General features: G+C 45.0%; 10 protein-coding genes and 3 tRNA genes. 7 read left to right on the forward strand and 6 right to left on the reverse strand.

Annotated elements, in window-relative coordinates; translation table 11 throughout:
- Positions 1-15 precede the first annotated feature (15 nt).
- The 4 genes from AC30SF_RS00480 to polA form a co-directional block, all read right to left on the reverse strand.
- Complete coding sequence (locus AC30SF_RS00480) at positions 16-1,056, reverse strand: YeeE/YedE thiosulfate transporter family protein (RefSeq protein WP_489607213.1); 1,041 nt, start codon at positions 1,054-1,056, stop codon at positions 16-18.
- 194 nt (positions 1,057-1,250) lie between these two features.
- Positions 1,251-1,862 (reverse strand): glutathione S-transferase N-terminal domain-containing protein, encoded by a 612-nt coding sequence (locus tag AC30SF_RS00485; protein WP_489607214.1) that lies wholly within the window; start codon positions 1,860-1,862, stop codon positions 1,251-1,253.
- A gap of 230 nt (positions 1,863-2,092) precedes the next feature.
- On the reverse strand, positions 2,093-2,410 hold the full coding sequence (locus tag AC30SF_RS00490) for a cupin domain-containing protein (RefSeq protein ID WP_290521312.1): 318 nt from the start codon (positions 2,408-2,410) through the stop codon (positions 2,093-2,095).
- 15 nt (positions 2,411-2,425) lie between these two features.
- Positions 2,426-5,224, reverse strand: coding sequence for a DNA polymerase I (polA, locus tag AC30SF_RS00495; RefSeq protein WP_489607215.1), 2,799 nt, complete (start codon positions 5,222-5,224; stop codon positions 2,426-2,428).
- Positions 5,225-5,439: 215 nt separating this feature from the next.
- Here polA and AC30SF_RS00500 point away from each other — a divergent pair, with 215 nt between their 5' ends.
- The 7 genes from AC30SF_RS00500 to AC30SF_RS00530 all read left to right on the forward strand — a co-directional run bounded on the left by AC30SF_RS00500 (position 5,440) and on the right by AC30SF_RS00530 (position 9,173).
- Positions 5,440-5,985, forward strand: a complete 546-nt coding sequence (locus AC30SF_RS00500) for an outer membrane protein (protein WP_479743755.1) — start codon at positions 5,440-5,442, stop codon at positions 5,983-5,985.
- 120 nt (positions 5,986-6,105) lie between these two features.
- Positions 6,106-6,336 carry a YceK/YidQ family lipoprotein gene (locus tag AC30SF_RS00505; protein WP_489607216.1) on the forward strand — a complete coding sequence of 77 codons (231 nt, stop codon included), beginning with the start codon at positions 6,106-6,108 and terminating at the stop codon, positions 6,334-6,336.
- 9 nt (positions 6,337-6,345) lie between these two features.
- A complete protein-coding gene (gene rep, locus AC30SF_RS00510; protein WP_489608288.1) occupies positions 6,346-8,361 on the forward strand; it encodes a DNA helicase Rep in 2,016 nt (671 codons plus the stop codon).
- Positions 8,362-8,487: 126 nt separating this feature from the next.
- Positions 8,488-8,581: transfer RNA gene (locus tag AC30SF_RS00515), tRNA-Ser, on the forward strand.
- A 17-nt stretch (positions 8,582-8,598) separates the two neighbouring features.
- A tRNA-Arg gene (locus AC30SF_RS00520) sits at positions 8,599-8,675 on the forward strand.
- Positions 8,676-8,729: 54 nt separating this feature from the next.
- Positions 8,730-8,806, forward strand: a tRNA-Arg gene (locus AC30SF_RS00525).
- A gap of 106 nt (positions 8,807-8,912) precedes the next feature.
- The gene (locus AC30SF_RS00530; protein ID WP_109128813.1) at positions 8,913-9,173 is read left to right on the forward strand and encodes a DUF5339 domain-containing protein; all 261 of its coding nucleotides are present in this window, start codon (positions 8,913-8,915) and stop codon (positions 9,171-9,173) included.
- Positions 9,174-9,234: 61 nt separating this feature from the next.
- Here AC30SF_RS00530 and mutT read toward each other — a convergent pair whose 3' ends face one another.
- Both mutT and secA read right to left on the reverse strand, forming a co-directional pair.
- Positions 9,235-9,633, reverse strand: a complete 399-nt coding sequence (mutT, locus tag AC30SF_RS00535) for an 8-oxo-dGTP diphosphatase MutT (RefSeq protein WP_489607217.1) — start codon at positions 9,631-9,633, stop codon at positions 9,235-9,237.
- Positions 9,634-9,719: 86 nt separating this feature from the next.
- Positions 9,720-12,428 carry a preprotein translocase subunit SecA gene (gene secA, locus AC30SF_RS00540; protein ID WP_489607218.1) on the reverse strand — a complete coding sequence of 903 codons (2,709 nt, stop codon included), beginning with the start codon at positions 12,426-12,428 and terminating at the stop codon, positions 9,720-9,722.
- Positions 12,429-12,495: the final 67 nt, after the last annotated feature.

Consider the following 12,495-nt stretch of genomic DNA (forward strand, 5'->3'; position numbering starts at 1 on the left):
TTTTATCTCCTAAAATTAAGCTGTGACGGTTTTTAATCGTTGCGGTCGGATAATGGTAAAGTAAGCGGCAACCCAAGTGCCAAGCACCATTAGTGGCAAAGAAACCCAGCCTTGCCATGAGAAGAAAGCGGTTTCAACCAAGCCATTACCAATAGAGCAACCGCCTGCAAGGCTTGCACCGATGCCCATAAAAATCCCGCCTAGTGCGCTACGCAAAATGGTCGTGACATCGGGAACGCGAACGCGAAATTCATTGCTTCCTTTCGCCCCAATAAATGAACCAATAAAAATCCCTAGGACGAGGAACACACCCCAGTTAATAAATTTGTCATTGCCGGTAACGAGGTATTGCATAATGTTGGCAGAAGGGCCGGTAATACCTAGGCCAAATTCACGTCCTGTTGCTACGCTTAAAGGCCAAGCGAGCAAAGCGATTAATCCCACCAACACGGCAGACACAAAAGGATGCCAGCGTTTTTCAAATAACAAATGGGCGAAACCTGTTTTTCTTGGTTTAAGCGTCGCTAATTTGGGCGCCGGTTTGCTTAAATGTTTGTACACATAATAACCGGTAATCAAACTAAGTAATGCGACCAACCACCACGGTGAAATGCCGAAGGTATCGTAAATATTGCGTTGTTCGATATTAATATCGCGCAATGCTTTATTAAAATCACCGAGTGGGCCGGTTCTCATCATTGCGCTTAACAGCATATAGGTAAAAAGTGCAATCCAGCTTCCGACTAAACCTTCTGCCGCACGATACCAAGTTCCTGTGGCACAACCGCCAGCCAACACAATGCCGATACCAAATAAAAATGCGCCGGTTAATACGGCTAAAAAGGCAAAGTTTTCAGCAGGATCAACATTCAACACGCCTATTTCTTTTAATAAAAAGAAGCCGATAGATTGCACCGTAATGGCAATAAGTAATGCAACAAACATTTTGTTGTTTTTGGTGATATATAAATCACGAAAGGCACCGGTGATACAAAAACGCCCACGTTGCATCACAAAACCAAGCAAAATACCACAAAATAACCCTGTTAAAAGCATAGGATCTCCTAAAGTAAGTAAAAAACGAATGCGGTATTTTTAATGAATTTAGAATATATACGCCAAGAACTTTTAGTTAATTGGTATGTGATTTAGAAATAACAATCCGCACATTTACGTGCGGATTGTTATTTTTTTATAGCATAAAGTCAGTATATTTTTAGCATAAAAGCGCAGTTATTTTCCTAGGTGTTTTATCTTGGTTTGGTCTCTGCTAAAAAATCATAATGCTGATTCATGTGCGCTGCCCAAGTTACTAAATTTGGGGAGAGCTTGTTTAAATCTAACCCGATTTGAGTTTGACGAAATACCCACCAGTCAATAAGACAGACGGCACTTATCGTACCGATATTTAACTGCTCATCAAATTTTGTCAGATACTTTTCCAATTCAATAAAACTACGACAATTACGTTCATTGAGTTGTTCATGCCGTGTCGTCCACCATTCTTCCTGTGGGCGAAGCATGCGTTCAGCAAGCATTGGAATGGTATTTTCTAAAATGCCATCCACCAAAGAATGCACCTGTAGCACCTGCCAGCGTTGTTCTCCTTGTGGAAATAAACACTTACTGTGTCCGATAGAATCGAAATATTCACTGATTAATAGACTACCAAATAACCATTCTCCGTTATCAAGTTGTAGCGCCGGAATGCGTCCGAGCGGGTTGTCTTGGTTATGTGGAGAATCGGGATCGAACGCGGATGTCACGCGTAACAATTCAATTTTTTCGTCCAATTTATGATATTTAAGCACAGCCATCACTTTGCGCACAAAGGGACTTGCGGTGGAATACCAAAGTTTCATGGTGATCTCCTTGTTTATTGCATCTTGGAAGCCTATAAAAGGACAGTTAAATTTTACCGCACTTTTGCCAATGACTTCTCTCTTAGAAAACTAAAACGTTGCGGGGGACACGAAAATTACCTCACTTGATCACTTTGTGTCCGACAGTGTTTTGTAAAATAAAAATCCTTTTAGGCAGATTTAGCGGTCATATTTTATTATGTTTCTGAAATAGTTAAATTCTTTATTAATCAAACACTTCCCGCCTTTTCAATCACCAAAATCCGTGCTTCGCCTTGCGGGTGGGCAACGTGTTCGGTGCCGATGCCGGCGTAGAAAATATCGCCGGTTTCTAACAATACGCTTTTGGCTTCGCCGCGCTCTTTGTAGTGCATTTCCACCACGCCGTCCATTACGGCAAAGACTTCTTCGCCATCATTGATATGCCATTTGTAAGGCTCATTTGTCCAATGCAAACGCACGCTGATGCCATTCATTTCGGTGATATCCAAGCCGCCCCATGCACGGGTGGCGGTGAAATCTGCGCTACGGATAATTTTGTGTGACATATTCTCTCCTTCGTTTTAATGTGCTTCGTCCCAGTTTTTGCCCACGCCCACATCCACAATCAGTGGCACCACAAGTTCGGCAGCCGCTTCCATGTGTTGTTTGATGAGATCGCTAAAAAACGCGATTTTTTCTGACCGCACTTCAAACACCAATTCGTCATGCACCTGCATGATCATGTGAATATCCGGATCATCACGCGTAATTTCATCCAGTTTAATCATGGCGCGTTTAATGATGTCTGCAGCGGTGCCTTGCATCGGCGCGTTAATTGCCACCCGTTCCGCGCCTTTACGACGCATGGCGTTGGAAGAATTGATTTCCGGCAAATATAAACGGCGTCCGAATAAGGTTTCTACGTAGCCCTGCGCTTTCGCTTTTTCACGGATGTCGTGCATAAAGGTTTGCACGCCCGGGTAACGTTGGAAATACAAATCCATGTAGCGTTGCGCATCCGCGCGGGAAATCCCAAGCTGACGAGAAAGCCCGAAAGAGGACATACCGTAAATCAGTCCGAAGTTAATGGCTTTCGCGTTGCGGCGTTGTTCGCTAGTCACCTGTTCCAACGGCAAACCGAAAATTTCAGCGGCGGTAGAGCGGTGAATGTCTTTGCCTTGCGCGAACGCGTTAATCAAGCCGGCATCATTGGACAAATGCGCCATAATGCGCAGCTCGATTTGGGAGTAATCGGCGGCGATAATTTTATAGCCGTCACGGGCAATAAAGGCTTGGCGAATACGGCGCCCTTCCTCGTTACGAATCGGAATATTCTGCAAATTCGGATCACTGGAAGAAAGCCGCCCTGTTGCCGTCACAGCTTGATGATAAGAGGTGTGCACGCGCCCGGTTTGCGGGTTCACCATTTGCGGTAATTTGTCGGTGTAAGTGGATTTCAGTTTGCTCAAGCCACGATGTTCCACCAACACTTTCGGCAATTCGTGGCTGTACGCCAGTTCTTCCAACACTTCTTCATTGGTGGATGGCGCGCCTTTCGGGGTTTTTTGCAACACCGGCAAGCCGAGTTTATCGAACAGAATTTCTTGCAACTGTTTCGTGGACGCCAAATTGAACGGTTGCCCCGCCAGTTCGTGCGCCCGCATTTCAAGTGCGGTCAATCTTTCGGTAATTTCGTTGGACTGCAAGAACAGCGCATCAGAATCAATCAGCACGCCACAACGCTCCATGCGCGACAACACGCCGAGCAACGGCAACTCGATGGATTGATAAAGTTCCACCAAACTGGGTTGCGACTGAAGTTTTTCCCACAACACTTGTTGTAATTTCATGGTCACGTCGGCATCTTCCGCCGCGTATTCGCCTGCTTTTTCCAGTGGGATTTGGTTGAATGTCAGCTGATTTTTCCCTTTGCCGGCGATATCTTCAAAGCCGATGGTTTGGTGTCCGAGATAGCGTTTCGCTAAGTCATCCATGTTGTGTCGACCGGTGCTGTCCAAGGTGTAAGAAAGCAACATGGTGTCGAATTCAATGCCCTGCAATGCAATGCCGTTGCGGGCGAAAATAGTCATATCAAACTTGAGATTCTGCCCGACTTTACCGATAGTCGGATTTTCCAGAATCGGTTTGATGGCAGTAAGTGCGGTGCTTTTTTCGAGCGTTTTTGGCGCACCGAGATAATCCAAATGCAACGGTAAATACGCCGCTTCGCCATTTTCTAACGCAAAAGATACGCCGACCAAATTGGCGGACATATAATCCAACCCGTCGGTTTCCGTATCCACCGCAATCAGTTTCTCGGCACTTAATTTTTCTACCCAGCGGGCTAAATCCGCTTCAGTCAGAATATTTTCATAGCGGCTGCGGTCGATCTTAAATTTAACGGAATTTTCAACCGCACTTTCATCGGTTTTGACTGCCGGTGTCGCTTGATAAGGATTCATTTTCACCGATTGCGTCGGTTGCGTTACGGAACTGGTGCCGTTCATCACTTCGCCTAGCCAGCGTTTGAATTCATACCGTCCGAAATATTCGATTAAGGCATCATTATTGCTGTCACCAAGCGCAAGTTCTTGCGGAGAAAAGGCCAGTTCTACGTCGGTTTTGATGGTTGCTAACGCGTAGGACAAATCCGCCATGTCTTTTTCGGCAAGCAATTTTTCACCGAGTTTCTTCGCGCCACGAATCGGCAGTTCGGCAACTTTATCTAGATTGGCATAAATTTGCGCCATGCTGCCGATGCCCTGCAAAAGTCCTAATGCTGTTTTTTCACCTACGCCTGAGACACCGGGAATGTTGTCGGAACTGTCACCCATCAACGCCAGATAATCAATAATTAACTCCGGCGGAATACCGTATTTTTCAATCACGCCCGCGCGATCCAGCAAGCTGTTGTTCATGGTATTAATCAACATAATGTTATCGTCCACCAGCTGTGCCATGTCTTTGTCGCCGGTACTGATGAGTACTTTCTGCCCGTTTTTTGAGGCTTGGCATGCCAGCGTGCCGATCACATCGTCCGCTTCGACGCCTTCCACCACCAACAGCGGAATCCCCAATGCGCGGATCATGTCATGCAAGGGCTGGATTTGTTTACGCAGATCATCCGGCATCGGCGGACGGTGAGATTTATATTGCTCAAACATTTCATCGCGGAAAGTTTTGCCTTTGGCATCAAACACCACCGCAATATGGCTTGGCTGAACCTGCGAAATCAAGCTTTTCAACATATTCAGCACACCATACATGGCGCCTGTCGGTTCACCATTGGAGTTGGTCAGCGGAGGGAAAGCGTGAAAGGCGCGGTATAAATAAGAAGAACCGTCCACGAGGACAAGGGGATTTGCAGCAATTTGAGCCATAATCATCTCATGATGTTGATAAAATGTTGTCGCATTATAGCGAAAATCGGCTAAAGGCGCATGGGGAATCCCTCTGAAAAAAGGGATCAAAAAACACCGAAAAAACGTACCGCACTTTGTCTCGTCAGAGCGTTGGAATCGCGGATGGATCTTGATTCTAAGGGGGAAAATGCCTATACTCAGGTCGTTTTTAACACAATCCAACAGAGGATCTTATGAAAAAATTCACACTTTTAGCGCTTAGCGCGGCTATCGCATCAACAACGGCAATTGCCTCCGATGTTAATTTCACTGATTTAGGTATCGGGGTTGGCGTGGGCACAACAAAATATGAAGGTGCAAAACGTATTGCCAATATTGATGCTATCGTTGATTACGGTTTCCAACTTGATGAAAATGTCGTGGGTATCGTGGAAGGTAAATTGAAAGCGCATGATTCCAAATTACAAGACAACGCTTATGGCCGATTTGAACAACGAGGACGTTTAGGCGTAGGTTATTTGTTAGGTTATAAAGTTGCACCGTCTATTTTGCCTTATGCGAAACTCAGTGGCGAAGTGGTGAAATTTAAAAAATATGCTCACGATGGCAGCTACAGTGCAAGCGACACAAACTTAGGTTATGGTTTCGGTGCCGGTGTGAAAGCCGCCGTTGTGCCAAACTTTGAACTTGGCGTTGAATATTTACGCACCGGTCATCGCTTTGAAAGCACGAACATTAAAGGCAATACATTCAGCACAAGCGCGACCTATCGTTTCTAATTTGAATGCATTTTAAAGAGATTGCGCCGAAGGAAAACCAACGGCGCAATTTTTTTGCCTACGCAATCTTACGGAAACTTTGCCCTATCCTTTCCTATTTGGTGTAAAATTCGCCTGCTTATGAAATTTCACTCCCTAAAAACACTGCTTTTTTCGACCGCACTTTTCACCACAAGCGCCTGTGGCACCGTGGTAAAGCTCGTGGATCCAACGGAATCTTATAGTGCTTATGCCGGCACGAAATACGATGTCGAGATGGCAACGCGCTGGGGCTTGCCAATTTTGGATGTGCCGTTGTCTTTTCTATTGGATACAGCGCTACTGCCTTATGCGTGGTCGAAAAGTGAATAATCAATGACTATGAAACTCAATCCGCAACAACAACAAGCCGTGGAATATGTGTCCGGCCCCTGCCTCGTTTTAGCCGGTGCCGGCTCAGGAAAAACGCGTGTCATCATCAACAAAATCGCTCACCTTATTGGTAAGTGCGGTTATCTTCCAAAGCAAATCGCCGCCGTCACTTTCACCAATAAAGCCGCACGTGAAATGAAAGAACGTGTGGCACAGTCCATCGGTAAGGAATCCTCCAAAGGGCTAATTGTATCCACCTTTCACACCCTCGGGTTTGACATTATTAAACGCGAATACAAGTACTTAGGTTTTAAAGCGAACATGACGCTGTTTGATGAACATGATCAAATGGCGTTGCTAAAAGAGCTCACTGCCGATCTATTGCAAGAAGACAAAGAGTTACTACGCATGCTGATTAATCGCATTTCCAACTGGAAAAATGATTTGTGCAGCCCGCAACAAGCAATGGCATTGGCGCGTGATAAGCAAGAACAAACCTTTGCTCATTGTTATGACCGCTATAACAAACAATTGCGTGCTTACAATGCCTTAGATTTTGATGATTTGATTATGTTACCGACCCTACTGTTCAAACAGAACGAAGAAGTGCGGTCCAAATGGCAGGAGAAAATTCGCTATCTGTTGGTGGATGAATACCAAGACACCAATACCAGCCAATATGAGTTGATTAAGTTGTTAGTGGGCGATCGTGCGCGTTTCACCGTAGTGGGTGACGACGATCAGTCTATTTATTCTTGGCGTGGCGCACGACCACAGAATATGGTGCGATTACGCGATGATTTTCCGGCGTTACGGGTAATTAAACTGGAACAAAATTACCGTTCCAGCCAACGCATTTTGCATTGTGCCAATATCCTCATCGATAACAATGATCATGTTTTCGACAAAAAACTCTTTTCCAATTTAGGCGAAGGGGAAAAGTTACACATTATTGAAGCGAAAAACGAAGAACATGAGGCGGAACGAGTGGTAGGTGAGTTGATTGCTCACCGGTTTATCGCTAAAACCCATTATCGTGATTATGCCATTTTGTATCGTGGTAACCACCAATCGCGCTTGCTGGAAAAAATTTTGATGCAAAACCGCATTCCATACAAAATCTCCGGTGGCACATCCTTTTTCTCCCGCGCGGAAATTAAGGACATGATGGCGTATTTGCGTTTGGTGGTGAATCAAGATGACGATGCGGCGTTTTTGCGCATTGTGAACACGCCAAAACGGGAAATCGGTACGGCAACACTGGAAAAATTGGGTTCACTGGCACAAGAAAAACATGTCAGCTTATTTGAAGCGATTTTTGATTTTGAGCTGATTCAACGGGTCACGCCGAAAGCCTATGATGCGTTGCAAAAATTCGCCCGTTGGATTGTCGAATTGAATGATGAAATACAACGTTCCGAACCTGAACGTGCTGTGCGCGCCATGCTGGCTTCGTTACATTATGAAGAATATTTATACGAATACGCCACCAGCCCAAAAGCGGCAGAAATGCAGAGTAAAAACGTGGCGACACTGTTTGATTGGGTTGCTGATATGCTCAAAGGCGATGAATTTAACGAACCGATGAATCTGAACCAAATCGTCACCCGCTTAACGTTGCGCGATATGTTAGAACGGGGCGAAGAGGAAGATAACAGCGATCAGGTACAATTAATGACGCTTCATGCCTCCAAAGGGCTGGAATTTCCACATGTGTTTTTAATCGGCATGGAAGAAGGCATTTTGCCGCATCAAACCAGCATTGACGAAGACAACGTGGAAGAAGAACGCCGTTTGGCGTATGTGGGCATTACGCGTGCGCAGCAGAATCTATGGTTTTCTTTGTGCAAAGAACGACGTCAGTTCGGCGACTTGATTCGTCCGGAACCAAGTCGATTCTTACTGGAGTTGCCGGAAAACGATTTGCAATGGGAACGGGATAAACCGCCGTTAAGTGCCGAACAGCAACAGGCGAAAACGCAAAGCCATATTGCCAATTTACGGGCGATTTTACGTGGGAAATAATCTGTGAATGTGATACTTGAAGTTGTCGAGAAATCGCACAACTAACTTGATTTCAAGTACTTTTCGGAAAAAATAATTTGACTTATTGTCATAAACCCGTATTATACCGCCACACAAACCGATTGTGGTGAGATGGCCGAGTAGGCTGAAGGCGCTCCCCTGCTAAGGGAGTATGGGGTCAAAAACTCCATCGAGGGTTCGAATCCCTCTCTCACCGCCATTTGTTTAATTTGTCTCGCACCCGTAGCTCAGCTGGATAGAGTACTCGGCTACGAACCGAGCGGTCAGAGGTTCGAATCCTCTCGGGTGCGCCATTTTAAATCGACTCTATTATTTAAAATGGTCTGAGCAAATTAAACACCAACTACGCACCCGTAGCTCAGCTGGATAGAGTACTCGGCTACGAACCGAGCGGTCAAAGGTTCGAATCCTTTCGGGTGCGCCATTTCATTTTAGTTTCTCAATTCTTACTTTCTTTCCTGAGCAAAATGTCTAATAATGGGCCGTCGCCTGACTTGAGGCGATATTTTCAAACCATTATGGAGAAAAAAATGAAAAAATTATTAGTTGCAGTATTATTATCCGGTTTTGCAATGTCCGCATCTGCTGGCTTATCTAAAAGCTGCGAAACATATTTTGCTGAAATCGACTCTTTTGTGAGTGCAGTACCTGCAGCACAACAAGCGATGATGAAACAACAATATGAAGCAAGCAAACAACAATTATCTGCTTTACCAGAAGCTGCACAAGAGCAAGCTTGCTCCCAAGCAACTGAACAATTAAAACAAGCTAAAGCAGCAATGGGCAAATAATCCGGCTTTTTGTTTTTTTTCAAAGACCCGACATATGTTGGGTCTTTTTTATGGGCGAGAGTTAGGATTCGGCTAATAAACGTTGAATGAGTTTGGCATTTGCCGGGGGGAATTGAGCAGCATCCAGTTCGTTTTGTGCCAACCAGAAACCTTCTTGTCCCTCACGCCCAAAGGGCTCGCCAACCCATTCTTCTACCAGATAAAAAAAGAAAGAAATCACTTTAGTTGGGTATTCAAATTCAAAACGCTCAAACAGCTGTGCATTAAGTACCACAATACCGATTTCTTCTTCTAGTTCCCGTTTTAATGCCTGTTCCGGTGTTTCGCCTTTATCAACTTTACCGCCAGGAAACTCTAGGGACTGTGCAAAGTCTTGTCCTTCTAGGCGTTGAGTTAAATAAATTTGACCGAATTCGTTACGAATAATCCCGGCTGCAACCTGTACAAGCGGTTTCCTCATTTTTCCATCCTTCACTGAATCTTCATGAAAAAAAGTGCGGTTAAAAATTGAATTGTTTTTCTAACCGCACTTTTATTTATTTCCAATTAATGTTTGGCACGACTGCCGTGGCAATGTTTGTATTTTTTACCGGAACCACATGGACAAGGTTCGTTACGCCCGATTTTATGGTGTTCTTCCACCGCATGTTGAGCGTCTTGTTCATCCTGTGATTCTTCATTGTGATACTGCATTGTTGCCGCTTCGCGTTGCGCCAATTCTTGACGTAAACGTTCTGCTTCTTCCATTTCCTCTTGTGTGCGAACTTGGACGCGGCTTAAGGTGGTGACCACGCTTAATTTCAAGGCATCCAACATTTCGGTAAACATTTGGAAAGACTCTTTTTTGTACTCTTGTTTCGGATCTTTTTGTGCATAACCGCGTAAATGAATACCACGGCGTAGGTGATCCATCGCAGATAAATGTTCTTTCCAAAGTTCATCTAGGGTTTGCAACATCACGCCTTTTTCAAAATTGCGCATAGTTTGTGCACCGGCCAATTCTTCTTTGCGTTTATATTCATCAGTAGCCGCTTGAATAATACGCTCACGCAAGGTTTCTTCATGCAGATGATTGTCTTCATCCAGCCATTTGGTGATAGGTAAATCCAGCGCGAAATCTTGTTTTAAACGTTGTTCCAATGCCGGCACATCCCATTGTTCTTCAAGTGATTGTGGCGGAATGTATTGATCGATAACACTGTTGAATACGTCCTGACGAATCACATCGATAGTTTCAGAAATATCGTCATTTTCTAACAATTCATTGCGTTGTTCATAAATCGCATGACGTTGGTCGTTTGCCACATCATCAAATTCGAGTAAGTTTTTACGCCCATCGAAGTTGTGTGCTTCCACTTTAGCTTGTGCGGAGGCAATGACTTTTGCCAACAGCTTGGATTCCATGGCCTCGCCAGGTTGGCTGAAGGCTTTGCGCATCATGTTAAGTTTGCCTTCATTGAGGTAAATACGCATTAACGCATCGTCTAAGGATAAATAGAAACGGGAAGAACCTGGGTCCCCTTGACGACCGGAACGACCGCGCAACTGGTTGTCGATGCGACGGGATTCGTGGCGTTCAGTACCGATAATGTGCAGGCCACCGGCTTGTTTTACAATGTTATGGCGTTCTTGCCATGCGGCTTTGATTGCCTCAATTTGTTCCGGCGTTGGATTTTCCAGTTTATCCACTTCCGCTTTCCAGTTACCTCCCAGCACGATATCGGTACCACGACCCGCCATGTTGGTGGCGATAGTGACGGCTCCCGGATACCCTGCATTGGCAACGATTTCCGCTTCTTGTGCGTGGAACTTGGCGTTCAACACATTATGTTTAATGCCCGCTTTGGTTAACGCATTCGAGAGTAATTCGGATTTTTCAATAGAGATTGTGCCCACTAATACCGGTTGTTTACGTGCTACACAATCTTTGATGTCCTCAATAATGGCATCAAATTTGTATTCTTCCGTTTCGAACATCACATCGGTGCGGTCATCACGGATCATCGGACGGTTGGTCGGAATGACGACGGTTTCTAAGCCATAAATTTTTTGGAATTCAAAGGCTTCCGTATCCGCCGTACCGGTCATCCCCGCTAATTTCTCGTATAAACGGAAATAGTTTTGGTAAGTGATAGAGGCGACAGTTTGGTTTTCGCTTTGAATGCGAACCCCTTCTTTGGCTTCGATGGCTTGGTGTAAGCCGTCCGACCAACGACGACCTGCCATCGTACGACCTGTGTGTTCATCTACAATAACAATCTCGCCATCTTTTACAATGTAATCCACATCACGTTCAAATAAGGTATGAGCGCGCAATGCCGCCATAACGTGGTGTAACAAAGAAATTTTAGACGGTGAATAAAGGGATTCGGTGTCTTTCATGAACCCATGTTCAATTAACCATTGTTCGCATTTTTCTTGCCCACGTTCGGTCAAGTAAGCTTGTTTGGTTTTTAAATCCAACGTGTAATCGCCTGTACCTTGATATTCTTCGGTATCTTCTTTGTCTTGTTTAATTAAGACAGGAATCAATTTGTCGATAGCAATATACAGTTCGGAGCTGTCTTCTGCCTGACCGGAAATAATTAACGGCGTACGTGCTTCATCGATTAAGATGGAGTCCACTTCGTCCACTAACGCATAGTAGAGATCTTTTTGAAAACGCTCTTGCGGGGCGTGCGCCAAGTTGTCACGCAAATAGTCAAAACCTAGCTCGCTGTTGGTGGCATAAGTAATGTCTGCGGCGTATGCTGCGCGTTTTTCTTCCGGTGACATACCTGGCACGTTTACGCCAACGGTCATCCCCAAAAATTCAAATAATGGACGATTAGTTTCCGCATCGCGGCGGGCAAGATAGTCATTCACGGTAACCACATGCACGGCTTTGCCCGGTAATGCGTTCAAATAGCATGGCAATGTCGCAGTTAAGGTTTTCCCTTCACCGGTACGCATTTCCGCGATACAGCGACTGTTAAGCACCATACCACCGATAAGTTGCACGTCGAAATGACGCATACCAAGCACACGTTTACTGGCTTCACGCACGGTCGCGAATGCTTCCGGCATTAAACTTTCCAAGGTTGCGCCTTGCGCTAAACGGTCACGGAATTCCGCCGTTTTTGCTTTCAGCTGTTCATCGCTTAACGCTTCGTATTCCGGCTCAAGTTTATTAATTTTAACGACGATTTTATTAAGGCGGCGCAAAACACGGTCGTTACGGCTGCCAAAAATTTTAGTTGCAATAGTTCTAAGCATAATTCTTTCTTTTTTAAAAACAGATAAATGAAATCGTTTAATGACATTAAACGACGGAATAAATAAG

Source organism: Aggregatibacter valvarum (genome assembly GCF_980468985.1).